Annotated in this window: 23 protein-coding genes; 13 read left to right on the top strand and 10 right to left on the bottom strand. The window is 67.3% G+C overall.

The genetic code is table 11. From position 1 onward, the window contains the following. Positions 1-44: 44 nt before the first annotated feature. A complete protein-coding gene (locus RTY13_RS09310) occupies positions 45-872 on the top strand; it encodes a hypothetical protein (RefSeq protein ID WP_312782891.1) in 828 nt (275 codons plus the stop codon). A gap of 13 nt (positions 873-885) precedes the next feature. Here RTY13_RS09310 and RTY13_RS09315 read toward each other — a convergent pair whose 3' ends face one another. Beyond that, a complete protein-coding gene (locus RTY13_RS09315) occupies positions 886-1,083 on the bottom strand; it encodes a hypothetical protein (protein ID WP_312782893.1) in 198 nt (65 codons plus the stop codon). A 74-nt stretch (positions 1,084-1,157) separates the two neighbouring features. Here RTY13_RS09315 and argB point away from each other — a divergent pair, with 74 nt between their 5' ends. The 3 genes from argB to dapD are packed head-to-tail and all read left to right on the top strand — an operon-like array spanning position 1,158 to position 3,648. Next, positions 1,158-2,087, top strand: coding sequence for an acetylglutamate kinase (gene argB / locus RTY13_RS09320; RefSeq protein WP_312782895.1), 930 nt, complete (start codon positions 1,158-1,160; stop codon positions 2,085-2,087). Continuing rightward, positions 2,084-2,782 carry a pyrimidine 5'-nucleotidase gene (locus RTY13_RS09325; protein WP_312782897.1) on the top strand — a complete coding sequence of 233 codons (699 nt, stop codon included), beginning with the start codon at positions 2,084-2,086 and terminating at the stop codon, positions 2,780-2,782. The genes argB and RTY13_RS09325 overlap by 4 nt, the downstream gene beginning before the upstream one ends. Beyond that, on the top strand, positions 2,779-3,648 hold the full coding sequence (gene dapD, locus RTY13_RS09330) for a 2,3,4,5-tetrahydropyridine-2,6-dicarboxylate N-succinyltransferase (RefSeq protein WP_312782900.1): 870 nt from the start codon (positions 2,779-2,781) through the stop codon (positions 3,646-3,648). The genes RTY13_RS09325 and dapD overlap by 4 nt, the downstream gene beginning before the upstream one ends. Positions 3,649-3,729: 81 nt before the next feature. Here dapD and RTY13_RS09335 read toward each other — a convergent pair whose 3' ends face one another. After that, positions 3,730-4,902: an acetyl-CoA C-acetyltransferase gene (locus RTY13_RS09335; RefSeq protein ID WP_312782902.1), complete on the bottom strand. Its 1,173-nt coding sequence runs from the start codon at positions 4,900-4,902 to the stop codon at positions 3,730-3,732. Between the two features lie 148 nt (positions 4,903-5,050). On the opposite strand from RTY13_RS09335, the gene trhA reads away from it, so the two are divergent. From trhA to RTY13_RS09350, 3 genes are all read left to right on the top strand, one after another. After that, the gene (gene trhA, locus RTY13_RS09340; protein WP_312782904.1) at positions 5,051-5,761 is read left to right on the top strand and encodes a PAQR family membrane homeostasis protein TrhA; all 711 of its coding nucleotides are present in this window, start codon (positions 5,051-5,053) and stop codon (positions 5,759-5,761) included. A 72-nt stretch (positions 5,762-5,833) separates the two neighbouring features. After that, positions 5,834-6,463 (top strand): polyhydroxyalkanoate synthesis repressor PhaR, encoded by a 630-nt coding sequence (phaR, locus tag RTY13_RS09345; protein WP_312782906.1) that lies wholly within the window; start codon positions 5,834-5,836, stop codon positions 6,461-6,463. After that, on the top strand, positions 6,460-6,822 hold the full coding sequence (locus tag RTY13_RS09350; protein ID WP_312782908.1) for a hypothetical protein: 363 nt from the start codon (positions 6,460-6,462) through the stop codon (positions 6,820-6,822). The genes phaR and RTY13_RS09350 overlap by 4 nt, the downstream gene beginning before the upstream one ends. A 145-nt stretch (positions 6,823-6,967) precedes the next feature. Here RTY13_RS09350 and RTY13_RS09355 read toward each other — a convergent pair whose 3' ends face one another. The 4 genes from RTY13_RS09355 to RTY13_RS09370 form a co-directional block, all read right to left on the bottom strand. Continuing rightward, positions 6,968-8,272, bottom strand: a complete 1,305-nt coding sequence (locus tag RTY13_RS09355) for a GSCFA domain-containing protein (protein WP_312782910.1) — start codon at positions 8,270-8,272, stop codon at positions 6,968-6,970. After that, on the bottom strand, positions 8,269-9,165 hold the full coding sequence (locus RTY13_RS09360) for a WcbI family polysaccharide biosynthesis putative acetyltransferase (RefSeq protein ID WP_312782912.1): 897 nt from the start codon (positions 9,163-9,165) through the stop codon (positions 8,269-8,271). The genes RTY13_RS09355 and RTY13_RS09360 overlap by 4 nt, the downstream gene beginning before the upstream one ends. 165 nt (positions 9,166-9,330) lie before the next feature. Next, positions 9,331-10,665: an HlyD family type I secretion periplasmic adaptor subunit gene (locus tag RTY13_RS09365; protein WP_312782914.1), complete on the bottom strand. Its 1,335-nt coding sequence runs from the start codon at positions 10,663-10,665 to the stop codon at positions 9,331-9,333. Next, positions 10,662-12,395 carry a type I secretion system permease/ATPase gene (locus tag RTY13_RS09370; RefSeq protein ID WP_312782916.1) on the bottom strand — a complete coding sequence of 578 codons (1,734 nt, stop codon included), beginning with the start codon at positions 12,393-12,395 and terminating at the stop codon, positions 10,662-10,664. The genes RTY13_RS09365 and RTY13_RS09370 overlap by 4 nt, the downstream gene beginning before the upstream one ends. Positions 12,396-12,604: 209 nt before the next feature. Between RTY13_RS09370 and RTY13_RS09375 the strand changes: the two genes are divergently transcribed. Next, positions 12,605-12,928, top strand: coding sequence for an AprI/Inh family metalloprotease inhibitor (locus RTY13_RS09375; RefSeq protein WP_312782917.1), 324 nt, complete (start codon positions 12,605-12,607; stop codon positions 12,926-12,928). Positions 12,929-12,930: 2 nt separating this feature from the next. On the opposite strand, the gene RTY13_RS09380 is transcribed toward RTY13_RS09375, so the two are convergent. Together RTY13_RS09380 and RTY13_RS09385 are read right to left on the bottom strand one after the other, a co-directional pair. Beyond that, positions 12,931-13,356 carry a hypothetical protein gene (locus RTY13_RS09380; RefSeq protein WP_312782918.1) on the bottom strand — a complete coding sequence of 142 codons (426 nt, stop codon included), beginning with the start codon at positions 13,354-13,356 and terminating at the stop codon, positions 12,931-12,933. A 79-nt stretch (positions 13,357-13,435) separates the two neighbouring features. Then, positions 13,436-14,173: a glycosyltransferase family 2 protein gene (locus RTY13_RS09385; RefSeq protein WP_312782919.1), complete on the bottom strand. Its 738-nt coding sequence runs from the start codon at positions 14,171-14,173 to the stop codon at positions 13,436-13,438. Positions 14,174-14,278: 105 nt separating this feature from the next. Between RTY13_RS09385 and RTY13_RS09390 the strand changes: the two genes are divergently transcribed. From RTY13_RS09390 to RTY13_RS09405, 4 genes are read left to right on the top strand one after another with little or no spacing between them, the layout of a single operon-like run. Next, positions 14,279-15,952: a glycosyltransferase family 39 protein gene (locus RTY13_RS09390; protein ID WP_312782920.1), complete on the top strand. Its 1,674-nt coding sequence runs from the start codon at positions 14,279-14,281 to the stop codon at positions 15,950-15,952. Further along, positions 15,952-16,875 (top strand): hydroxymethylglutaryl-CoA lyase, encoded by a 924-nt coding sequence (locus RTY13_RS09395; protein WP_312782921.1) that lies wholly within the window; start codon positions 15,952-15,954, stop codon positions 16,873-16,875. Before RTY13_RS09390 ends, RTY13_RS09395 begins: the two co-directional genes overlap by 1 nt. Positions 16,876-16,931: 56 nt before the next feature. Next, entirely contained in the window at positions 16,932-17,942 is a 1,011-nt protein-coding gene (locus tag RTY13_RS09400; RefSeq protein WP_312782923.1) for a class I SAM-dependent methyltransferase, read from the top strand. An 11-nt stretch (positions 17,943-17,953) separates the two neighbouring features. Beyond that, on the top strand, positions 17,954-18,814 hold the full coding sequence (locus RTY13_RS09405; RefSeq protein WP_312783151.1) for an FkbM family methyltransferase: 861 nt from the start codon (positions 17,954-17,956) through the stop codon (positions 18,812-18,814). Here the strand turns inward: RTY13_RS09405 and RTY13_RS09410 are convergent. Continuing rightward, a complete protein-coding gene (locus tag RTY13_RS09410; protein WP_312782925.1) occupies positions 18,811-20,046 on the bottom strand; it encodes a tetratricopeptide repeat protein in 1,236 nt (411 codons plus the stop codon). The genes RTY13_RS09405 and RTY13_RS09410 overlap by 4 nt on opposite strands. A gap of 79 nt (positions 20,047-20,125) precedes the next feature. After that, complete coding sequence (gene putA / locus RTY13_RS09415) at positions 20,126-23,242, bottom strand: bifunctional proline dehydrogenase/L-glutamate gamma-semialdehyde dehydrogenase PutA (protein ID WP_312782927.1); 3,117 nt, start codon at positions 23,240-23,242, stop codon at positions 20,126-20,128. Positions 23,243-23,359: 117 nt separating this feature from the next. On the opposite strand from putA, the gene RTY13_RS09420 reads away from it, so the two are divergent. Beyond that, the gene (locus RTY13_RS09420; protein WP_207823431.1) at positions 23,360-23,821 is read left to right on the top strand and encodes an Lrp/AsnC ligand binding domain-containing protein; all 462 of its coding nucleotides are present in this window, start codon (positions 23,360-23,362) and stop codon (positions 23,819-23,821) included. The last annotated feature ends 4 nt before the right edge of the window (positions 23,822-23,825 follow it).

Genomic DNA, 23,825 nt, shown 5'->3' on the forward strand with positions numbered 1-23,825 from the left:
CGCGGGGCCGGCCGCATCGCCGGGGCGCAGACAGGGTCAATCGAATGAGCGGCAAGACGGCCCTGGTGGTTCTGGGGATGCATCGCAGCGGCACCTCGTCAGTGGCGGGCGCGCTCGCCCTGCTGGGCGCCACCGCGCCGCAGACCCTGATGCAACCCGCCGAGGACAACCCCAAGGGCTTTTGGGAGAGCGAGGTCCTGGCCGGTCTCAACGACCGCCTGCTGGCGGCGGGCGGTTCGACCTGGCACGACTGGCGGCGCTTCGACCTGGCGAGCGTCGGCGAGGCCCTGGCCGGCTTCCGCGCCGAGGCCGCGGACAAGCTGGCGGCCGAGTTCGGCGACGCCGACCTGATCGTGCTCAAGGATCCGCGCATCTGCCGTCTGTTCGGCTTCTGGCGCGGCGTACTGGAGGACAGCGGCTATCGCGTCGTCGTCGTCAGTCCAGTGAGGCCCCCGGCCGAGGTGGCCGCCTCGCTGATGACCCGCAACGCCATGTCGCGCAGCCACGCCCTGCGGCTGTGGCTGCGCCACGTCTCCGACGCCGAGCGCGCCAGCCGCACCCTGCCGCGCCGCGTCCTGGCCTGGTCCGACTTCATCGCCGACTGGCGCCGGCAGGTCGACCGGATGAGCCGTGATCTCGGCGTCGCCTTTGATCGCAGCCCCCAGGCCGAGGCCCGCGTGGATGACTTCCTGTCCGCCGAGCTGAAACGTCAGAACGCCGATGAACGGGTTCCTGATCAGGTCCGACGCGCGCACCAGCTTCTGCTGCTGACCGCCCGCGACGGCGACCACCCCGATCTGCAGCGCGCGCTGGACGACATCCGCCAGGCGTTTGATCAGGCTTGCGACCTCTTCCAGGATGCGCCCTGCTGAGGCCCGCCAAGCCTCAGCCGCCGCCCGTGCGACCGACCGCCTTGCCGGTCCCCTCGCACACGGGGCAGGTCTCGCCTGAAACCAGCGCGCCTGTGCCCTGACATTCAGGACACAGGGTCGCGTCGGGATGCTGCAGCGACGCCGGATCGACGGGATCGCCCGGCCCCATGTCGCGGTCGTCGATCTCCATGGGGTCTATGGACGGGCTCATGAGAGGCGAACGCCCGGTCGCCGCCCCGGTTTCATCGTGACTCGCGCGGCCTTCGACGCTATCGAGCGGCCATCATGCAAGAGACCGAACGGCAATCCGAGGAACGCAGCTGGGAGACGGCGAAGACGCTCGCCGAGGCCCTGCCCTATATCCAGGTTTATGATCGCGAGACCGTGGTCATCAAATACGGCGGCCACGCCATGGGCGAGAGCGCCGTGGCCAAGCAGTTCGCCGCCGACGTGGTGCTGTTGAAACTGATGGGCGTGAACCCCGTGGTGGTCCACGGCGGCGGGCCGCAGATCAGCGCCATGCTGGACAAGGCGGGCGTGAAGTCGGCCTTCGTCGACGGCCTGCGCGTGACGGACAAGGACACCATGCAGGTGGCCGAGATGGTCCTGTCGGGTGCGGTCAATAAGGAGATCGCCCACTGGATCACCGTCGCCGGCAAGGAAGCCGACGTGCGCGGCGTCGGCCTGTCGGGCAAGGACGCCGGCCTGCTGACGGTCGAAAAGACCAAGCGCACCAAGCGCGACCCCGACAGCATGATCGAGCACGAGGTCGATCTGGGCTTCGTCGGCGAACCGACCAAGGTCGATCCCAAGCTGATCAAGGGCCTGATCGCCTCGGAGACCGAGGACTGGGTGCCGGTCATCGCCCCCATTGGGGTCGCCGAGGACGGCATGACCTATAACGTCAACGCCGACACGGTGGCCGGCGCCGTCGCCGGGTCGCTGGGCGCCAAGCGGATGCTGCTGCTGACCGACGTGGCGGGCGTGAAAGGCGCGGACGGCGAGATCATCCGCCAGATGAACCTGGAAGAGGCCCAGGGCCTGATCGACACCGGTGTCGCCAACGGCGGCATGATCCCCAAGCTGGAGACGGCCATGGCCGCCGTCCGCGCGGGCGTCGAGGCCGTGGTCATCCTGGACGGGCGTCGCCCCCACGCCATGCTGGTCGAGCTGTTCACCGAGTTCGGCGCCGGCACCCTGGTGAAGGCGAAGTGACCATTTCGCCGCTGGCGGCGAGCACCGAGATCGGCGCCGACCTGCGCCACGTCCGGTCCTGGGTGTTCGACCTCGACAACACCCTCTACCCGCCAGAAAGCCTGTTCCTCAAACAGGTCGAGCAGCGCATCAACGCCTATGTCGTGCGTACCTCGGGTCTTGAATCAGCCGAGGCCCTGGCGGTGCAGCGCGGCTATCTGCACGACTACGGCACCTCGCTGGCCGGGTTGATGATGCATTATCAGATCGACCCGCACGACTTCCTGGCCGAGGTCCACGACGTGCCGCTGGACGTGCTGACGCCGGATCCTGGCCTGCACGCCGCGCTGGAGCGTCTGAGCGGCCCGCGCCTGATCTTCACCAACGGCTCGATCGGCCACGCCCGCCGGGTGATGGAAAAGCTGGAGCTGACGCGCTTCTTCGACGGGGTCTTCGCCCTGGAGGACGCCGACCTGATCCCCAAACCGGACCCACGCACCTTCGACAAGATGCTCGCCCGCTTCGGCGTCGATCCGACCACCGCCTGCTTCTTCGAGGACACGCCCAAGAACCTGGAGCCGGCGCACGCCATCGGCATGACCACGGTTCTGGTCGGTCCCAAGGCCTTCATCGCTGAAGGTGAGCACATCCAACACCGGGCCGTCAGCGTCGGCCCCTTCCTGACCACCGCCATGCTGGACGGAGATCCGCAATGACCGACCTGACCCATCTGGAATCCGTGATCGAAGCCGCCTGGGAGGCCCGCGCCGAGGTCTCGGCCGCCACGCGCGGCGAGGTGCGCGACGCCGTCGACACCGCCCTGGCCCTGCTCGACGCCGGTCAGGCCCGCGTCGCCACGCGCGACGAGGACGGCGTCTGGACCACGCACCAGTGGCTGAAGAAGGCCGTGCTGCTGTCCTTCCGCCTGAACGACAACGTCATCATGCGCGCGGGCCACGCGCCCACCCTGCCGCTGTCGGCCGACCACCCCGTCGCCGTCGGCCCCTTCTGGGACAAGGTGCCCAACAAGTTCGGCGACTGGAGCGCCGCCGACTATCAGGCCGCCGGCTTCCGCTCGGTGCCGGGCGCCATCGTCCGCCGCGGCGCGCACATCGCCAAGAACGTCGTGCTGATGCCGTCCTTCGTGAACATCGGCGCCTTCGTTGATGAGGGCTCGATGGTCGATGCCTGGGCCACGGTCGGCTCCTGCGCTCAGATCGGCAAGAACGTCCACCTGTCGGGCGGCGCCGGCATCGGCGGCGTGCTGGAGCCGCTGCAGGCCAATCCGACCATCATCGAGGACGGCTGCTTCATCGGCGCCCGCGCCGAGGTGGCCGAGGGCGTCATCGTCCGTGAAGGCGCGGTCCTGGCCATGGGCGTCTATCTGTCGGGCTCGACCAAGATCGTCGACCGCGCCACCGGCGAGATCTTCCGCGGCGAGGTTCCGGCCTATTCGGTCGTCGTGCCGGGCGCCCTGCCCGACCCGAACGGCGGCCCGTCGCTGTATTGCGCCGTCATCGTCAAGCGCGTCGACGCCCAGACCCGCGCCAAGACCGGGGTCAATGAACTGCTGCGCGACTGATCCGGAGCGCCGCTCCGAACGGACAAAAGGCCGGTGGATCGCTCCACCGGCCTTTTTCGTATCAGCCTGCCGTCTGAAGACTTAGCGCTCGACGCACATGGCCACGCCCATGCCGCCGCCGATGCACAGGGTCGCCAGACCCTTCTTCGCGCCCGAGCGCTTCATCTCGTGCAGCAGGGTGGTCAGGACGCGGGCGCCCGAGGCCCCGACCGGGTGGCCGATGGCGATGGCGCCGCCGTTGACGTTCACCTTGGCCGTATCCAGACCCAGTTCCTTGACCACGCACAGCGACTGGGCGGCGAAGGCTTCGTTGGACTCGATCAGGTCCAGGTCAGCGACGGTCCAGCCCGCCTTCTCCAGCGCCTTCTTCGAGGCCGGGATCGGGCCGGTGCCCATGATCGACGGATCGACGCCCGCCGTAGCCCACGACGCGATGCGGGCCAGGGGCTCCAGGCCCCGCGCCTTGGCTTCATCGGCCGACATCAACACCAGGGCGGCGGCGCCGTCGTTGATGCCCGAGGCGTTGGCGGCGGTCACCGAGCCGTCCTTAACGAAGGCCGGCTTCAGCTTCTCCATCGCCTCGATGGTGGCGCCTTGGCGGATGTATTCGTCCTGATCCACGACCACGTCGCCCTTGCGGGTGGCGATCGTGACCGGAGCGATTTCGTCGACGAACTTGCCGGCCTTCTGGGCGGCCTCGGCCTTGTTCTGCGAGGCGACGGCGAAGGCGTCCTGGGCGGCGCGGTCGATCGACCACTTGTTGGCGATGTTCTCGGCCGTCTGGCCCATGTGATAGCCGTGGAAGGCGTCGATCAGGCCGTCCTGCAGCATGCTGTCCTTGAAGCCCAGCTCGCCCATCTTCTGGCCGTTGCGCAGCTGGGCGGTGTGGGGCGACTGGCTCATGCTTTCCTGACCGCCGGCGACGACGATCTTCGCATCACCCTCGCGGATCTGCTGATAGGCCAAAGCCACAGCGCGCAGGCCCGAGCCGCACAGCTGGTTCAGGCTCCAGGCCGGGGTCTCGTTGGGCAGGCCCGCGCCGATCGACGCCTGACGCGCCGGACCTTGCCCCGCGCCGGCCTGCAGGACCTGCCCCAGAATGACTTCCTCGACGTCGGCGGGGGCCACGCCCGCGCGTTCCAGCGCCGCCTTGATGGCGACCTCGCCCAGCTTGGAAGCGGGCAGGCTGGACAGGGCGCCGAGGAAGGAGCCGACCGGGGTCCGGGCGGCGGAAACGATCACTACGTCAGTCATGATATTCACTCCGGGGAGAAATTCTGATCGAGGTTGTGCCGCATTGCACACTCCGCGTCACGTCTCGCAAGTGCGAAGTTCAGCACTTCGTCATCATCCGGGCGCATTCTGACGGGAACGATCCCCGCGGCGAACGCTTTCAGGAGTGATGCTGGTGCGGCTGAAATCCTTGGCGAGACGGGTGTGGACGCCCGACGACCTCGACATGATCGAGCATTATCAGTCGCGCGCCGAGCGTCTGGCCGATCTGTGGGTTCATATCGTGGGCCTGGGTCTGGCGGCGGTCGGCGGCGTCATCCTGGCGGTCCTGGCCGGGCTCTACAGCGGCATCAGCGCGGTCGTGGCCACCGCCATCTACGCCGTCTGCCTGCTGGCCATGCTGACGGCCTCGACCATCTACAACCAGACCCATCCCTGCGCCGCCCGGCCTGTGCTGCGACGCCTGGACGAGGCGGCCATCTTCCTGATGATCGCCGGCAGCTACACCCCCTTCACCACCCAGAGGTTCGAGGGCGCCTGGTCGATCGGCTTCACCATCGCCGTCTGGACCATCGCCCTGTCGGGCGTGGCGGTGAAGATGTTCGCCCCGCGCCTCTCCGACGCCTTCTGGAGCGCGGTCTATGTCCTGTTCGGCTGGGTGGCGATCTTCGCGCTGAAGCCGATGATCGAGACGGTCCATCCTCTGGCTCTGGGGCTCCTGGTCGCAGGGGGGGTGATCTACACCTCGGGCGTCTTCGTCTTCATCAGCCGGACGGTGAAATTCCGCCGCGCCATCTGGCACGGCTTCGTCGTCGCCGGCGCCGGCGTGCACTGGGCCGCCATCCTGATCGGGGTGGTCCTGGCGCCCGGCGCGGCCTGACCTGACGGCGCCCTCTAGTCTTCGCGCGCGCAACGCGTGATAGTGCGGCGTTGCAACAACGCGAGAACAAGCGTGAACGACAAGAAATCCGAGGGCGGAAAAACCCGTGACGGCGTCGTCGTCATCAAGAAGTATGCGAACCGGCGGCTCTACAACACCGCCACCAGCGCCTATGTGACGCTGGAAGACCTGGCGCAGATGGTGCGCGAGGGGGTCGAGTTCGTCGTCTATGACGCCAAGACCAATGACGAGCTGACGCGTCAGATCCTGACGCAGATCATCTTCGAGGAAGAGAGCCGCGGCGAGGCCCTGCTGCCCGTGCAGTTCCTGCGCCAGCTGATCGGCTTCTACGGCAATTCCATGCAGTCGGTCCTGCCGTCCTATCTGGAGATGTCGCTGGACAGCTTCACCCGCCAACAGGAGCAACTGCGCAGCCAGTTCAGCCGCGCCTTCGCCAACACGCCGGGCGGCGGACTGATGGAAGAGGCCGTGCGCCAGAACATGGCCATGTTCGAGCGCGCCATGAAGATGTTCCCCGGCATGGCCGCCTATGGCCGTCCTGAGGCCGAGGCGGAGAAGGCGTCCGCACCGGAACCCGCGCCCGCGTCCGCGCCCAAGGCAGACCCCGCCCTGGACGAGATGCGCCGTCAGATGGACGAGATGCGGGCCCAGATCGAGCGCCTGGCCGGCGCCGGCAAATGACTGACGGCGTGCGCCCGGTCGGCCCGATCGAGGGCCACACGGTGCACGAGCGCCGCGAAGGCGACCGGCGCGGCCGTGACCGGCGCGCCGCCGCCGAGGCCGAAACGACGTCGCGCGCCGTCATCCCGGCCGGCGAGCGGGTCGATCATGCCGCCTCCCCGGCAAAGCCTGCCGTGTCGCCAACCGCCCCTCCGGCCCTGTTCGCCGCCCAGGTGATCGGACAGACAGGCCAGAAACGCGGCCTGAAGGGCGGACCGCCGGTGCTGGACGCGGCCCGCTCCACCTATCTGGGTGCGGAATACTCGGGCAAACGCGACCGTCGCCCCCGCGTCGGCAAGGCGACCCAGACCGAAATCTAGGTCCCTTCGGCCGCTGGCACGGCCCTTGCGACGGCTCCGGCGTCTTCGACCGGAGTTTCCCCCATGGCCGCCCTCAACCTCGCCGCCCGCCTGTTCGACGTGACCGTGGTCGCCCTGGTCTTCGTCGCCTTCAGCTAGGCAGCCGTCAGAACGACCATTCGATGAGCCGACGTAGACGCGCGGCCTCTTCGGGGCCGACCCGGGTTTGGAACTCCTCAGACTGGATCAAGGTCGAGACGAGGGATCGTCGGTCCTTCTGCCTGCGGTGAGCATCGATGGCATCCTCGGACTCCGGCTCCCGCCCAAGGAACAGTTGATAGCCCGCACGCACTTCACGCTCTGAAAGCGCCATCACCGGCTCGTCGGTGCTCTGCGCCTTGCCATGCTTGACCTCGATCTTGCTGACCTGCAGAGCCGCCTCGATCACATCTTCATCACAGACGATGTCCCCGTCGGAACGTTGGCTGGCGATGACGATCGGCGCGACGCTGGCGGCGCCTTCCCCCCGAATGAAGTGCTGTTCGAAAATGCGCATCACATGGGCCACACCGACATCGCGGACCTCGCGCAGGTCGGGCGCATAATATCGACCGGCGCTCCCTGGGCCCGAGATGATCTCGAAGGACGGGAAGTAGGCCACGCCCTCATGGGTATCAGCAGCATGCTGCGCGGCCACGCGGAGCACTGACTTGCTATAGACCGTCGACTGCAGGACGTGGCGATCTTCAAACGTCGCCTTCAGCGGCACAGGCGACACAGTCAGGATCACGCGCATGCCCGGATTGACCGAACGCGCCTTGGCGATGAATTGGTCAAGGTCGGCGATGACCTCCTGAACCTTGAAGTTCACAGGCTCGAACAGGCTCGGATCGAACGCCCCGCCAGTCACCCCCGGCGCCGTCGGATAGACCGCACCGCTTTCCTTCGAGCGCCAGGCTTCTGTCAGGCCCAGGGTGAAGACCATGACGTCCGCTTCTTCAAACACACGGCGCACAGCTGCGAGATGCGCCTGGCGAGAGCTCTCGAGGCTTTCGCGATCCGCAAAGCCCTCAGGTTCGATCTGCGGGCGGAAGGGGTCCACCCAATGATCCGCCTTTTCCCAGACCTCGTCGAAAGTCGAGATCCCGAAGGCGCGGTCGAATAGCTGCACCGCCTGTTTGACGGTGTACAGGTTTCCATAACGCGCGGAAAAAACGCCGTAGTTGGCCTTCTTCGCCTCAGTCGCCGACATGCCCTCGGGCGCGGTTTCCGGCACGAAATAGTTGAAGCCGGCCGCCTGAAGGCGACGCGAAATATGCTGGGCGAAGCAACTTCCCATGGTCGCCACCTTGTCCGACGGCGCAATCAGGAAGGGAGCATTGGACATGGGATCGATCTGGGCAGGATGCACCCAGGTGATGCCCCGGCTCCAGAAACAGTAGTCAGGCAAAGAGCTGTAGGGATTCGTCATCGCGTGGCCGCCACTCGCATTACGGCATCAAAACCAGGGGCATCGGTCATGTGGCAATCTACATGGGCGCCGACAGCGTCCAGTGCTCGGAACTGCTCATTCAGGTAGCCATCCAGATCGTAGAAGGCGTTTCCGAACTTCCACGACAGGCTGGGCGGCAGGGCGAGCGACTCGGCGACGCCCGGATAGATGGGCCAGATCGCGCCCATTCCCAGGGCGTCCGGCACGACGGTCTCGACAGCTTGCCTCAGGTTCGCTTCTTCCGCCCCCAGCAGCCGCGCGACGCCGCGGGCGAGCTGTGCGATCGCCGAAATATTGGGGTGGTTGAAGGTATGCATGAAGGGCCGGCCCGAGGCCTGAAGCGGCAGGAAGAAATCGGCGAATGCGACCGGACTGCCTTGGAAATGCGCGCGCATCTGCGCGACGGCAGCGTTCCATGAACGGTCAAAGCCCAGGGCGGCCATCGTTTCCACGGTGAACAGCCTGCGCGTCTGCTCGAGGTCCAGCCCCTGCTTCCAGCACCATACCCCGATTGCGGATTGATACGGCGCTCCGAAAATCCCGCTGACCAGTTTTCCGCCGCTGAAGGCGTTGGTCAGGTCCGGGTGGAAACCGGGGAAGAAGAGGCTGGGCACGACCAGACACTTGGCTTCATCGAAGCCATGCTCATCGGCCAATCGCGCCAGAATCTCCGGCGGGGCGTTGGTGACGACGACATCAGATTCGGCTGCCGCATCCGCGACCTCGGCCTGTCCCTTGCCGGCATCCCAGGGCAAACCGCTGACGACGTCCTTGGGCAGGAAAAGACTCAGACAGGAGGTCAGTCCGCCGGTCTGGCAGTTCGCCAGGACAAGGATACGCCTGCCCTCTGGCGGAAGAGTTCGGAAATCCATGTCAGCAGGCATCCCTTTACCGCAGCCCGGAGAACCGACGCGTCCGAGCAGGAAGGCAGATACACGCCGTCTTGCTAAGGGACCACAAAAACTCACACGGCAGATTTCTGGGCGTCGGTCGATCAGTTGCCTGCGCTTGCCCGTCAGGTACGGCAGACGCGAGATCTAGCGTTCGCTTCCCGCGCGGAACAGGCTCCTGGCCAGAGGCTCGAACAGATACTGCAAGGCCGTGCGCTTGCGCGTGACGACCACTACCTCGACCGGCATGCCTGGACGGATGTTGGCAGCGGACGGCCCGAGCTGGTTCATCTCGCCGGCCGGCACGATGATCTCCACCCGATAGAAGGGATGCGCTCCTGACGGCGTCTCGGAGGTCAGGCGGTCGGCGGATATGCGTGTGACGCGGCCGTGAACAATGGGTGGATTGCGGTCGCGCAGGCCGGGGAATTTCACCTCGGTCATCAGGCCGGGACGCAGATTGTCGATGTCGCCTGGGCTAACCGAGGCGACGATCACCTGAGACGCGTCGTCCGGCACGATCTCCATCAGGATCTGACCGGGCTGGATCACGCCGCCGACGGTAAAGACGCTGAGGCCGACCACCTGACCGGTGGAAGGCGCCCGGACCTGGTTGCGGGCGATCTGCGCCCGGGCCTCGGCCAGACGGGGGCGCAACTCGTTCAACTGCACCTCGACCTGCTTCAACTGCTCGGCGACGTCCTCGTTCAGCTTGGTCGTCACACCGGACATCTCCAACCGGGTCTCGCCTATGGCTTCGCGGGCGCGGGCGACCTGGGCGCGTAGCGAGCCCTCTTCGCCTTCCAGCGAAGCGGCCGTGCGCTCCAACGCCCGGACGCGGGTCAGGGGCGCGTATCCCTGGGCCGCGAGAGAGCGCACGCCGTCCAGTTCCTCGACGATCAAACGACGCTGTTCCAGGTTGGACGCGATCTGGCGCTCCAGTCCTGCGATCTGCTGCTCCAACTGCTGCCCACGTTGCGACAGGACCCCCGTCTCTGTGCCGCGCCCGACACGACGAGCGGCGAACTGCAGTCGTTGCAGGCGCATGGCTTCATCGGCCAAGGCCTGGTCCTCGGGCGCCAGACCGGTCAGATCGAGCGGGATGGGAACAGCGCCCAGCCGATCACGCTCGGCTGTCATGCGCGCTCTTTGCGCCAGGAGGGCGTAGACCTGCCCCGCCAGTCCGCGCTCGGCGGCGATCAGTTCGCCAGACGCCAGTTCGACCAGGACCTGACCGCGCGCGACATGATCGCCCTCGGACACCTTGAGCGCTGAAACAGTCCCGCCCTCACGGTGCTGAACAGCCTGACGGTTGCCTGACACGGCGACCTCGCCCTGGGCGTAGGCGCCCGCGTCCAGTCGCGCAAAGGCGGCCCAACCCAGAAAGACGACGAAGAAGGCGACGAATATCGCCGCGCCCAGGCGGATGTCGCGGCCCGGCGCGTCGCTGACGGCGACCTGTGACGATGGCGCGGCGGTCATGCTGCCGTGCTCCGATTGGAGCTTGCGTGACGCAAGCGTTCCAGCACGGTCTCACGCGGGCCTTCAAGCTGAACGGAGCCGTCAGCCAGCACCAAGAGCCGATCGACCTGAGCCAGAACCCCGGCCCGATGGGCCACCACCACCACGGCAGCCCCGCGCGCCGCCGCGCTTTTGACGGCGGCCAGGAGGGCGATCTCCCCCTCTTGATCCAGGTTGGAATTGGGTTCGTCCAGCACCAGCAGGACCGGGTCGCGGAACATGGCCCGCGCCAGGGCGACGCGCTGGGCCTGTCCCGCCGACAGACCGGCGCCGAAGGGCCCCAGCAGGGTGTCATAGCCCTTGGGCAGCCGCAGGATCATGTCATGCGCGCCCGCCGCCTGGGCTGCGGCGACGGCGTCGCGATCCACTTGCGCCGGATCCTGCTCCAGCGTCGAGGCGAAGCGGGCGATGTTGTCCTTCACCGTCCCGGCGAAGAGGCTGGGCGTCTGGGGCAGGTAGCCGATATGCCGCGCCAGGTCGTCGCCGGGCCGCGCCTCATAGGCGGCGCCGTCAAGGCGGATGACCCCCGCGGTCGGCTTCATGCCCCCCGCCAGAATGCGCGCCAGAGTGGTCTTGCCCGAACCGCTGGCCCCGATGACGCCCAGCACTTCGCCGGGCGTCAAGACCAGCGACACCTGCCGAAGTTGCGGCGCCTCCGTATCGGCGTAGCGCTGGGACACGCCCTCCAAGGTCACACGGCCAATTGGCTTGGGCAGCGCCGTCCGCTCGGCGTCCTGGGCCGCCGTCGAAGAGAAAAGATCCACCAGCGCACGCCAGCTGGTGCGGGCCTGGACCAGACCCGGCCAGGCGCCGACCAGCAGCTCGACCGGCGCAACGGCCCGGCTGAGAAGGACGGAGGAGGCGATGATGGCCCCTGGCGACAACTGGCCCCGCACGGCCAGCAGGGCCGCCACGCCGAGCGCCAGAGACTGCAGCGTCAGGCGCACGAACTTGATGGCGCCGCTGTATCGTCCGCCGGTCAGTTGGGCGTCTGCCTGGCTGGACACAGCTTCGCGACGCTGGCCGACCTGCCGGGCGATGCTGGCTTCGCGCATGCCCAGGGCGCGCACGACCTCCGCCTGACCAGCGATGGCCTCCTGAGCCGCGTAGGCGGCGTTGGCCGCCTTGATGGAACTGCTTAAGCGCGCGCGGCTGTCACGCTCATTGGCGACAGCCAAGGCCACCAGAACCGCCCCGCCAACCAGGGTCAGCACGCCGATGGCCGGGTGCAGCAAAAAACAGCACAGCAGATAGATCGGCGTCCACGGAGCATCGAACAGGGCCAGCGCGCCCTGCCCCGCCACGGCGGAACGGACATTGTCGAACTCACGCAAGACCTGGGCGCCGGGCGCCGGCCCTTGCTTGTCGGTGATCCGCGCCAGGATACGCGCCGACAACAGGCGGTCCAGACGCAAACCGGCGCGCAACAGCAGCCGCCCCCGTATCCAGTCCAGCCCCGACAGCGCCGCCAGGGCCAGGACGGCGATCACCGTCAGGAAGGCCAGGGTCGTCAGCCCGCCGGTCGGCACGACCCGGTCATAGACCTGCATCATGTAAAGGGTCGGCGTCAGGTAGAGCAGATTGACCAGGGCGCTGAAGCCTGCCGCCCACAGGAAGTGGGTCCGGCACGCTCGAAAGGCGTCAGCCAGAGGCTGGGTCCCCGGTCCATCAGGCAATAGGCTTTTGAACACGCAGCTTTCCAAAAGGCCCGAAGCAGAAACCCGTGGGCGAAAGCAGACAACCTATCGTGTCGGTTGCTGTCGGGATAGACTGACCGCCAACGACCGGATCGCCGAGAGGCCCCGTCACGGACAGACCCATGCGCCGCCTCTCCTTTCTCGCCGTTCCGATCCTTGTCTGGGCCGCCTCCGCTGCAGCCTGCCGTTCAGAGGCGCCGTCCGTGACCCCTGCCGCTCCCGCCTCCGCTTCCGTCACGCCTCAGGACGCCGTGGGCCTGTGGCGCATTTCGGCGGCGGACGAGGCTCGGTCCTGCCTTCTGGCGCTCAATCTCAAGGCCTCGGACGGGGGCTATGAGGTGATGCTGGAAGAGTGCCGCCTGCCGGATCTGAGCAAGGCGAGCAGTTGGCGCCTGACGGCAGACGGCCTGGAGTTTCGCGCCGCCGACGGCGTCGTGCTGGTCCGCCTGCGCCGCGAAACCTTGGATGCCTATAGAGCCGTCGACGGCGGACCGGCCTACCGCATGGAACGCGCCCCGCTGGCCTGACCTCAGCGCGGGTTCAGGTCGAAATCACGCCGCGAGGCGATGATGGTGACGATGAAGCCCGCCAGCACATCCAGCAGCACCATGGTCAGGATCAGGAAGAAGACCGATCCGGCGAACCCCGGCAACAGCAGGAACTCGACCAGGCAGACCACGAACAGCGCCATCGACAGGGCGTGATTGACGATGGCGACCCGCTGGCTGGAGGTCGATTTCAGCAGCTCCACGAACAGCAGGATCAGCGACAGGAAGAGGATCAGGTCGCCGATGCTGACGCTCCAGACCGCGCCCGAGGTCATGGGCACGCGGAACAGGACCTCGCCCAGCACCGCCGTCGGTCCCAGCAGCGGATCAGCGCCCGCTCCGCCGAGCAGGATCACCAGATTATAGATCACGACCGGCACGATCAGCAGCGGTATGGCGATCAGCATGGGCGGCCCCTCCAGATCACCCTGCTTAACCCTGTTTCCGGCGCACGGCCATATGGCCCTAAAGGCCAGAATGTCGGGGTCAGAACTCGCTGATCGGGCCCGGCCGGCGCGAGCGCGACTTCAACCACATCACACCCAGCAGGTCCGAGAAGGAGGCCCGCAACCGGCCCCAGTTGGTGTATTTCGACCGGCCCGTCTCGCGGTGACGGTGATCGACGTCGAGGTAGCGGTTCTCATAGCCTTCGCGGATGGTCAGCGCCGGCAGGTAGCGGTGGATATGATCGAAGTAGGGCAGCCGCAGGAAGACGTCGCGACGGAAGGCCTTGAGCCCGCAGCCAGTGTCGTCGGCGTCGTCGGACAGCAGCTTCTTGCGGATGCGGTTTGCCCACAAGGAGGCCTGACGCTTGGCGTTGCTGTCCTGACGCTTGGCGCGGACGCCGCCGACCAGGGCCACATTGGCTGGGGCGGCGATCAGGGCGTCAGCCAAGCGCGGCGCATCGGCGGGCGGGTTCTGACCGTCGCCGTCCAGGGTGACCACGATGGGCGCCCGCGCCGCCAGGACGCCGGTGCGCACCGCGCGGCTCTGGCCGGCGTTGGTGGCGTGAGACAGCACCCGCAGAGCCGGCAGTTCCGCCATCGCCGCCTGAAGCTCGGCCAGGGTCGAATCCCGGCTGGCGTCGTTGACGAAGATCATTTCATAGGACCGACCGGCGAAGGCCTCGGCGATCTCGCGCGCCAGAGGCACGGCGGCGCCGGATTCGTCATGCACCGGCACGACGACGGAGATGTCAGGAATGGAAGCAGGGCTGTCGGTCATTTGTCGCTCTGTAGCGCATCGCCGGGTCTGAGGAAAACCGGGCCGCGCGAAGAGGTTACAAGCTGAAGCTTCCGGGGGGCGCCGTCGGCGTGATACGACAGCGCCATGAACCGCCCGAACCTGGATCACCTCATCGCCGGTTGGCGCGGCCCCGTTCTGGCGGCCCTGCTGACCCTGCTTGCCGGCCTGCCCAGCCTGATGCTGCTGCCGCCGCTGGATCGCGACGAGAGCCGCTTTGCTCAGGCCACGGCGCAGATGCTGGAAAGCGGCGACTTCGTCGACATCCGCTTCCAGGACGAACCGCGCTGGAAGAAGCCGGTCGGCATCTACTGGATGCAGGCCGTCGCCGTCGGCCTGACCTCGGACGTCGAGGACCGCGCCATCCAGCCCTATCGCCTGCCGTCGCTGTTCGGGGCCATGCTGGCCGCCTGGGCCACAGCCTGGGCGGGGGCGGCCCTGTTCGGCAATCGCGCGGGCTTCTTGGCGGGCGCCATGCTTGGCGCCACCTTCCTGCTGTCGTCCGAGGCGGGCATCGCCAAGACCGACGCCATGCTGTGCGGCCTGACCACCCTGTCGATGGCGGCGCTGGCGCGGATCTATATGGCGACGCGGGCGGGCGAGAAGCCGGTGCGCTGGCACAAGCTGCTGTTCTGGCTGGGCATCGGCCTGTCGATCCTGATCAAGGGACCGATCGGCCTGCTGGTCGTGGCCCTGTCGATCATCGCCCTGTCGGTCTGGGACCGAAACATCAAGTGGCTGGGCAAGCTGGGCTGGGGCTGGGGCCTGCCTCTGGTGGCCCTGCTGGTCGGTCCCTGGGCCATCGCCATCACCATCGCCACCGACGGCGGTTTCTGGCGTGAAGCCATCGGCGGCGACCTGGCGCCCAAGCTGGCCGGCGCCCACGAAAGCCACGGCGGCTTCATCGGCATGTACGCCCTGCTGTCGCCCCTGCTGCTCTTCCCCGTCACCCTGATGCTGCCCGCCGCCTTGTCGACCGGCTGGCATCGTCGGGCCGAGCCGGCCATCCGTTTCGCCGTCTGCTGGCTGATCCCGGCCTGGCTGATGTTCGAGATCGCCCCGACCAAGCTGTGGCACTATACTCTGCCCACCTTCGGCGCGATCGCCCTGCTGGCCGCCGCCGCCTTGACCCAGCCGATCGGCAAGGTCTCGCGCATTTCCGGCGCCCTGCTGGGTCTGTTCGCCGCTGTCGTCATCTGCGCCATCACCGTCTATGGCCTGACCGAGTTCGGGCGTTCGACAGCCCAGACCTGGGCCACGGTGACCATCGTCTTCGCCGTCATGGCGGCGGCGGTCGGCGGCTTCCTGCTGCTCAACCGTGCGGCGATCACCGGGGTTCTGGCCGCCATCGCGTGCGGCGTCATCGCCCACGCCGGTCTGGCCGGGACCATCCGCCAGCTGCGCCCCCTGTCCATCGCCCCACGTCTGGTGAAGACCATGGAGTCGGCCGAGTTGAGCCCCGCCCAGGGCCGCTATCCCGGCCCGGTGGCCATCACCACCTTCCATGAGCCCAGCTTCGTCTTCCTGACCGGACGCGACACCCAGCTGACCGACGGTCCCGGCGCCGCGCGTGCGCTGGCCGAGGGCCGCCCCGCCATCGTCGAGGCTCACGACGACGAAGAATTCCGTCGCGCCCTGGCCGACCTCGGCGCCGCCGGACGCGCGGTCGGCGTGGTCAGCGGCCACAACTATTCCTCGGGCGACGACGTGCGCCTGACCGTCTATGCGCCTGCCGGCGCGGGCGAGCGGAGCGCCCGCTAATGGGTCGCTTCATCCAGATCGTCGAGGTCGGGCCGCGCGACGGCCTGCAGAACGAAAAGGCGGTGCTGAGCCCCGCCGTCCGCGCCGACTTCGTGCGCCGCCTCGAAGCTGCGGGCGCCAAGCGCATCGAGGCCGTCAGCTTCGTCCATCCCAAGTATGTGCCCCAGATGGCCGGCGCCGAAGAGGTCATGGCCGCCCTGCCCCCCGCACCGGGTCACAGCCGCATCGGTCTGGTCCTGAACGGCAAGGGCTATGACCGGGCGCTCGGCACGGCGGTGGACGAGGTCAATGTCGCCATGTCCGCCACCGACGGCTTCGGCCTGAAGAACCAGGGGCTGAACGTCGACCAGCAGGTGCAGATGCTGGCCGACATCATGGCTGGCCGCGCCAATGCATCCGGCGCGCCGGGCGCGACGCCGAAGCTGTCGGCCACCCTGTCCTGCGTCTGGGGCTGCCCCTTCGACGGCGAGGTCTCGGTCGAACAGGTCGGCGATCTGGTCACCCGCATCGCCGCCCTGGGCGTCGAGGAAATCGCCCTGGCCGACACCATCGGCGTCGGCGACCCGTGGAGCGTGACCAGGAAGGTCGAGGCCGCGCGCAAGGCCGCGCCTGATGCGACCTTACGCCTGCACTTCCACGACACCCGCAACACCGGCCTGGCCAACGCCTATGCCGGGGTCGAGGCGGGCGTGGATATTCTGGACGCCTCGGCCGGCGGCATCGGCGGCTGCCCGTTTGCGCCCGGCGCCACCGGAAACATCGCCACCGAGGACCTGGTCTATATGCTGGAACGCGCCGGCTTCTCGACCGGCTACGACCTCGACAAACTGATCGATAGCGCCCGCTGGATCGGCGACCAGATCGACAAGCCGCGCCTCAGCGCCCTGAGCCGGGCGGGGGGATGGCCAAAGCAGGCCGGTTAGGACAGAAGCTCAGTCGCCCGCTCGCTCGAGTTGCTGCAGTCGCCATCGAGGTTCCCTTGTTCAATCCCTTCTCGAAACGCTCGGCTCGTTTTCGTCAGCGACTCGCCCAGTCCCCCGCCCGGCTGGAAGTGCTGGAAACCCAGGTGGCGCGCCTGACCCAGGCGCTTGAGGAGCATCGCCGTGAAACCCGCCTGCTCTACAGCGTGCTGGCCCTGCCCGAACGCCGCGCCTGGGACGGCCAACCGCCGCTCCTGGAGGGACAGCCCGGTCAGAACGTCTTTCCTTTCAGCACGGTCTGCCGGCAAGACAGCTTCGAAACCCCGGCCTTTTCCTATTGGTGCCGGCGGCTGGACGAAGGTCTGCGCTATCACCGCAAGCTGTGGGAGTTCGTCTTCATCTGCCAGGCTCTGTGGGAACGCGGCGCAATACGCCCCGGCGCGCGCGGGCTCGGTTTCGGCGTCGGGTCGGAACCGCTCAGCGCCTATTTCGCCTCCGAGGGCTGTCGGATCACGGCGACCGACATGGCGGTCGAGCGCGCTGAGGAAATGGGCTGGATCCTCACCAACGAACACGCCGAGGGCAAGGCGGCGCTGCGCAAGCCGGTGGTCTGTCCCGACGATCTTTTCGAGGCCAATGTCGAGTTCCGCACCTGCGACATGAACCACGTGCCGGACGATCTGACGGGCTATGATTTCTGCTGGTCGGCCTGCGCCTTCGAACACCTGGGCTCCATCGAAAAGGGCCTCGCCTTCGTCGAACGTTCCATCGACTGCCTCAAGCCCGGCGGCTGGGCCGTGCACACCTCCGAATACAACTACGGCTCCAACACCGAGACCATCGACCATCAGGACACCGTCCTGTTCCGACGTCGGGATCTGGAAGAACTGGCGGCGCGCCTTCAGGCCAAGGGCCACCGCGCGGCCCCGTTCGACTTCTCCATGGGCAATGGGCTGGTCGAGCAGTACGTCGACGTCATGCCCTATCGCGACCAACCGCATCTGAGGATGTCGCTGTGGGGGCACCCGACCACCTCGGTCGGCATCATTGTTCAACGCGGCGAGGCCTGATCGTGACGACCATGAGAAAGCGCCTGGCGCGCGCACGTCGACGTCTGCTGGGGACCGCGCCGGCGCCCGTTTGCAATTGCAGCGGCAAGGCTGAGCGCTACTTCTATCTCGCGCCCGATCTGGCGATGGTGCGGCTCAACTGCGGCCATATGCTCTACGTGGACCCGCTGGACGAGCACGTCAGCGCCAACATCATCGCCAACGGCGCGTGGGAGGCTCATATCCATCGGGCCTTGCTGGCGCTTATCCGCCCCGGTTTCAGGATCGTCGAAGTGGGAGCCAACGTCGGCTACTACACGACGACCATGGCCGGCGCCGTCGGAGCAGAAGGCTTCGTCACCGCCTTCGAGGGTAATCCGCGATTGGCCGGACTGGTGCAAAGGTCGGTGCTGCTGAACGGCTATGCGCCCCGCAGCCGGATCATCCCCAAGGCCGCCCTGGATCAGCCGGGCCACATCGATTTTGTGGTGTCCCGCAGGAACTCCGGCGGCGGCTTTGTCACCCTCTGGGAAGGCAATCCCTACGAAGACGGCGAAACCCTGAAGGTCGAGGCCGTGCGCATCGACGATCAGGACGTCGGGCGCGTGGACCTGATCCGCATCGACGCCGAAGGCTCGGAGCCCTTCATCCTGCGCGGCGCCGAGGCGGCCCTGCGCGCCAACCCCGACATCATCATTGTCCTGGAGTGGAGCGTGATCCAGATGGGATCACGGACCTCGGTGCCCGACTTCGTCGCCTGGATGGACGGCATGGGCTTCAAGTTCTGGCGTATCGGAGGCGATTCCCGCCTGACGGAGATGCCGATCGACACGCTGGCGTCGTTGGAGAACTGCGACCTTGTCGCGGCGCGGCGGCTTCCCCAGAAACCCTAGCGGGCGCTGCGCAGCAACCGGGCCGGCCCGCTGGCACGCGTTGTCCGGGCGCTGCGACGGACGAAGCGCAACAAGCGCCCGAAAGCCCCGTCGCCGCCTGTCCGTTCATCCCTCTCGCGATAGCGTTCAAGCGTGTGGAGATAGCGGGGTTGATGCGGATCCAACGCGATCGCCTCCTCGATCGCATTGATCGCCGGATCGACCGAACCAAGCTGCCACAGAATCAGACTGCGCCAAGCCCGCAGGTGAGCCTGTTCCGGCAATTGTTCGATGACTTCGTCGGCAAGGGCCAGGGCTTCTTCCAGGCGCCCCGCCGCTACGAGGGCGTTGCCGTGCGACACAAGGCAGTTGGCTGCGCGCTGACTGACTTCCGTGGCGCGCTCATGCAAGGCCACCGCCTGCTCATGATCGCCAGCATCACCGCAATATCGTCCCAGAACGCCTAGGGCGATCGGATCATTGGGCGCGATCTCGCAAGCCCGTCGAGCCAAGGCCATGCCGGTCTTGTGGCGTCGCGGCGGCTGCAACTCCGCCAACCGGGAAAGATAGGTCGAGCTGTGCCGTCGGCGTTCGCCCGCCTCCTTCTTGAAGGCGCCCGCGTCGAAGGCGCCGGACAGGACGTCGAACACCAGGGACTTCAGCAGGCCGGTCTCGAGCAGATAGGTGGTCGATGGATGCTTGCTGTAGCGAATATCCACCGGAACGATGTTGATCTCCGCCTCGATGCGGCGAATATGGGGGCCGTCCTCGCCCGCCGGATCGAACACGATCACGGGGCGGCAGCCGCAGACCAACAGGCCGTCGATCTCGGGCAACCATTGGATGCGGTGGCTGTCTTGCAGCCAGCGTGTCTCGAACGGCACCTTGGCGGGATCGATCGAATACTGGGGCGAAATGGCCAAGGCTGTATTGGCGCCGGCGGCGTCAGCAAAGCGAAGCGCCGCATAGGCGCCCATGCTGGTGCCATAGGTCATAACACGATCAGCCTGCGCCGTGGCCCGACGCACGGCGGCCATGGCCTCGGCCATCTCAGGGTACTGATACCAGTCCTCGCGGCGCCCCATGACGTGGATGGCCGACACGCCCGATTGTCGGAGGAAATCCTCTCCGAACCCTGGGCGGTCAAAGCCGGGGCCAATGCCGTAGTGGTCAAAGGTGACGACCCAGCGGCTGACGTCCTCCGCAGGCACGCTGCGGACCACGACATTATTGCTACGAAACAGGTCGATCATCCAGGCCCCTTAAGCGCACGCCTTAGACCGATTTGCGGCGAAGCGCGACGAAAGCCGCCGCGCTTCGCCGCCTTTGTGATCAAAGGTTCAGCAAAGCCGGATCGCCGCCCTGGGCGGCGATGTTGACGCTGATGGCCTTTTCGGCGGCATAGCGGATCAGGCTGTTGGGGCCGCCAGCCTTCGGGCCTGTGCCCGACAGGCCCTCGCCGCCGAAGGGCTGAACGCCGACCACGGCGCCGATGATCGAGCGGTTCACATAGACATTGCCCGCCGGGACCAGACGCACGACTTCGTCGGCGAAGGCCTCGATGCGGCTGTGGACGCCCAGGGTCAGGCCGTAGCCGCGCGCGGCCAGCTTGGCGGCGACCGACTTCAGGTCCTTCGAGTCATAGCGATAGACGTGCAGGATCGGGCCGAAGACCTCGCGCTCGAGGAAGTCGGGCGTCGGGATCTCGGCGATGGTCGGGGCGAACAGGTCGCCCTTGTCCGCACCGGCGGCCAGTTCGGCGCGGGCGACGATCTTGGCTTCCTTGGACAAGCGCTCGACGTGGGCTTCCAGATTGGCGCGGCTCTCTGCGTCGATGACGGGACCGATGTCGGTCTTCGGGTCGGTCGGGTCGCCGATCACCTGGGTGGCCAGCGCGCCCTTCAGGCCCTCGATCAGGGCGTCGGCGGCTTCCCTGGGCGCATAGAGGATACGCAGGGCCGAGCAGCGCTGACCGGCCGAACCAAAGGCCGACAGGATGACGTCGTCGATGACCTGTTCCTTCAGCGCCGTGGTGTCCACGAACATGGCGTTCAGGCCGCCGGTCTCGGCGATGAAGGGGATGATGGCGCCCGGGCGCGCGGCCAGACCGCGGTTGATGGCGGCGGCGGTGTCGGTGCCGCCGGTGAAGGCCACGCCGTCGATGCCCGGATGGGCCGTCAGGGCCGCGCCGACGATCTCGCCGCGACCGGGGACCAGGGCCAGCAGGTCGGGGTTCAGACCGGCCTTGAAGAAGAGGCGGACGGCCTCGGCGGCGATCAGCGGGGTCTGTTCGGCCGGCTTGGCGACCACGGCGTTTCCGGCGGCCAGGGCGGCGGCGATCTGGCCGGCGAAGATGGCCAGAGGGAAGTTCCACGGGCTGATGGCGGCGAAGACGCCGCGGCCGTGCAGGACCAGTTCATTGGTCTCGCCCGTCGGACCCTTCAGGGTCTGACGGCCGCCGAAGTCGCGCTCGGCCAAGAGGGCGTAGTAGCGGCAGAAGTCGGCGGCTTCGCGCACCTCGGCCACGCCATCGTTCAGCGTCTTGCCCGCTTCACGCGACAGCAGGGCGACCAGACGGTCCATGTCGGCTTCCAGCACGTCGGCCATGGCGCGCAGGATCGGGGCGCGACCGGCCCCGCCGATGCGGTCCCAGGCGACCTGGGCCTCAGCGGCGGCGATGACGGCCGCGTCCACGTCCTCGACCGAGGCTTCGGACACATGGCCCAGGACCTGCGAACGGTCGAAGGGGTTGGTCACGTCCTGCGGGTTCACGCCGGCCTTCAGCTTGCCGCCGATGATGGGGCCCGAGGTCAGCTTCTCGCTGTCGACGCGCTCCAGGGCCTTGGCGTGGCGTTCACGGTCGGCGGCCTGCGAGTAGTCGCGGCCGAGGGAGTTCTGGCGATCGCCGTAGATGTTCATGGGAACCGGAATCCTGGGGTGACGGTCGGGCTGGGCCTCGACGGCGGTGATGGGGTCGGCGGCCACGGCAGCCGCCGGAACGCGCTCGTCCAGCAGGGCGTGGACGAAGGAGGAGTTGGCGCCGTTTTCCAGCAGGCGGCGCACCAGATAGGGCAGCAGTTCTTCGTGGCCGCCGACCGGAGCGTAGGCGCGAACGATGACCTGCTCGTCGGCCCAGGCCTCGTGCGCGGCGTCATACAGGGCCTCGCCCATGCCGTGCAGGCGCTGGTGCTCGATGGTCACGCCACGATCGCGGGCCATGCGGCGCACCGCCGCCAGGGTATGGGCGTTGTGGGTGGCGAACTGGGCGTAGATATAGGGCGACGCCTCGATCAGGGCCTTGGCGCAGACCAGGTAATTGAGGTCGGTCGCGGGCTTGGTGGTGAAGACCGGATAGTCGGTCCGGCCGTTGACCTGGGCCAGCTTGATTTCGGTGTCCCAATAGGCGCCCTTGACCAGGCGCACCATCAGGCGGCGGCCCGAGGACCTGGCCAGTTCGGCCAGCTTCTGCACCGTTTCGGTCGTGCGCTTCTGATAGGCTTGGACGGCCAGGCCGAGACCCTTCCAGTCGCCCAGCTCCGGCTCGCGGGCCAGCCGCTCCAGCAGCTTCAGCGACAGGGCCAGGCGGTCGGCCTCTTCGGCGTCGATGGTGTAGTTGATGTCGTATTTGGCGGCGATCAGAGCCAGGCGCAGGATGCGGGGATAGAGCTCTTCCCAGACGCGGTCTTCCTGCACCGCCTGATAGCGGGGCGACAGGGCCGACAGCTTGACCGAAACCCCGTGGCCGGCTTCCGGCCCCTGCCCCTTGGCGGTCTTGCCCACGGCCTCGATGGCGTCGGCGTAGATCTTTTCATAGCGTTCGGCGTCGGCGACGGTGCGGGCGCCCTCGCCCAGCATGTCGAAGCTGCACAGCCAACCCTCGCGGTCCGACCGCTTCAGCGCCGCCTCGATGGTGCGGCCGACGACGAACTGCTCGCCCATGATCTTGACGGCGGTGGCCACGGCCTGACGGATGACCGGCTCGCCCAGACGCCCGGCGATGCGCTTGAGGAAGCCCGACAGGTCGGTCCTGGCCTCATCGTCCACGTCGACCAGCTTGCCGGTCAGCATCAGGCCCCAGGTCGAGGCGTTGACGAACAGGCTGTCCGACTGCCCCATGTGCGAGGCCCAGTCGGCCGAGCCGATCTTCTCGGCAATCAGGCGGTCGCGGGTGTCGGCGTCGGGGGTGCGCAGCAGGGCCTCGGCCAGGCACATCAGGGCCAGACCCTCGCGGGTGCCCAGCGAAAACTCCTGCAGGAAGCTCTCGACCACGCCCTGCTTCTTCTGGCTGGCCCGGGCCTGATCGACCAGGGCGATGGCGTCGCGCAGCACGTCCGCCCGCTCGGCCGTGGTCAGGCCGGGCTCAGCCAGCAGTTCGGCGACCACGGCGCCTTCGTCGCGAAACTTGTTCCGGTCCAGATCGTCCCAGTGCTTGAGGTCGTTCGGCGTCATCATCTCACCCTGGGATCAAACCCTTCGATTTGCGGCATATATGGCGGACTTGGCCAAATGTGCATTGTATGATGGCGACCTGAACCAGAGATTATTCGGCAATCAGGCTCATTCGCCATGCAAATTCTTGACGACACCGACCGCCGTTTGCTGCGCGTGCTGCAGATCGACGGCCGCATCTCCAACGCGGAACTGGCGCGAAGGTGCAATCTGTCGCCTGCCGCCTGCTTCGAGCGGGTCAAGCGGTTGAAGGACCGCAAGGTCATTACCGGCTACGCCGCCCTGATCGACCCCGCTTCGGCGGACAGGGCCCTGCTGATCTTCATCGAGGTGCTGCTGGACCGGACCACGGGCGACGTCTTCGACGCCTTCGCCGACGCCGTGCGCCGCCAGCCCGAGGTGCTGGAGTGCCACATGGTCGCCGGCGGCTTCGACTATCTGATCAAGGCGCGGGTCGCCGACATGGACGCCTATCGCGTCTTCCTCGGCGATATTCTGGTGCGGATGCCCGGCGTGCGCGAGACGCGAACCTATGCTGTTCTCGAAGAGGTGAAGTCCACGACGGTCTTGCCGCTGTAACCCG

The organism is Brevundimonas sp., from assembly GCF_032055285.1.
GTDB lineage: Bacteria > Pseudomonadota > Alphaproteobacteria > Caulobacterales > Caulobacteraceae > Brevundimonas.

What these genes read in the sequence shown, in the direction of transcription:
- RTY13_RS09310 (WP_312782891.1), top strand. Translation starts at nt 45, where the DNA reads ATGAGCGGCAAGACGGCCCTGGTGGTTCTGGGGATGCATCGCAGCGGC.
- RTY13_RS09315 (WP_312782893.1), bottom strand. Translation starts at nt 1,083, where the DNA reads ATGAGCCCGTCCATAGACCCCATGGAGATCGACGACCGCGACATGGGG.
- argB (WP_312782895.1), top strand. Translation starts at nt 1,158, where the DNA reads ATGCAAGAGACCGAACGGCAATCCGAGGAACGCAGCTGGGAGACGGCG.
- dapD (WP_312782900.1), top strand. Translation starts at nt 2,779, where the DNA reads ATGACCGACCTGACCCATCTGGAATCCGTGATCGAAGCCGCCTGGGAG.
- RTY13_RS09335 (WP_312782902.1), bottom strand. Translation starts at nt 4,902, where the DNA reads ATGACTGACGTAGTGATCGTTTCCGCCGCCCGGACCCCGGTCGGCTCC.
- trhA (WP_312782904.1), top strand. Translation starts at nt 5,051, where the DNA reads ATGCTGGTGCGGCTGAAATCCTTGGCGAGACGGGTGTGGACGCCCGAC.
- RTY13_RS09350 (WP_312782908.1), top strand. Translation starts at nt 6,460, where the DNA reads ATGACTGACGGCGTGCGCCCGGTCGGCCCGATCGAGGGCCACACGGTG.
- RTY13_RS09355 (WP_312782910.1), bottom strand. Translation starts at nt 8,272, where the DNA reads ATGACGAATCCCTACAGCTCTTTGCCTGACTACTGTTTCTGGAGCCGG.
- RTY13_RS09360 (WP_312782912.1), bottom strand. Translation starts at nt 9,165, where the DNA reads ATGGATTTCCGAACTCTTCCGCCAGAGGGCAGGCGTATCCTTGTCCTG.
- RTY13_RS09365 (WP_312782914.1), bottom strand. Translation starts at nt 10,665, where the DNA reads ATGACCGCCGCGCCATCGTCACAGGTCGCCGTCAGCGACGCGCCGGGC.
- RTY13_RS09380 (WP_312782918.1), bottom strand. Translation starts at nt 13,356, where the DNA reads ATGCTGATCGCCATACCGCTGCTGATCGTGCCGGTCGTGATCTATAAT.
- RTY13_RS09385 (WP_312782919.1), bottom strand. Translation starts at nt 14,173, where the DNA reads ATGACCGACAGCCCTGCTTCCATTCCTGACATCTCCGTCGTCGTGCCG.
- RTY13_RS09390 (WP_312782920.1), top strand. Translation starts at nt 14,279, where the DNA reads ATGAACCGCCCGAACCTGGATCACCTCATCGCCGGTTGGCGCGGCCCC.
- RTY13_RS09395 (WP_312782921.1), top strand. Translation starts at nt 15,952, where the DNA reads ATGGGTCGCTTCATCCAGATCGTCGAGGTCGGGCCGCGCGACGGCCTG.
- RTY13_RS09405 (WP_312783151.1), top strand. Translation starts at nt 17,954, where the DNA reads ATGAGAAAGCGCCTGGCGCGCGCACGTCGACGTCTGCTGGGGACCGCG.
- RTY13_RS09410 (WP_312782925.1), bottom strand. Translation starts at nt 20,046, where the DNA reads ATGATCGACCTGTTTCGTAGCAATAATGTCGTGGTCCGCAGCGTGCCT.
- putA (WP_312782927.1), bottom strand. Translation starts at nt 23,242, where the DNA reads ATGACGCCGAACGACCTCAAGCACTGGGACGATCTGGACCGGAACAAG.
- RTY13_RS09420 (WP_207823431.1), top strand. Translation starts at nt 23,360, where the DNA reads ATGCAAATTCTTGACGACACCGACCGCCGTTTGCTGCGCGTGCTGCAG.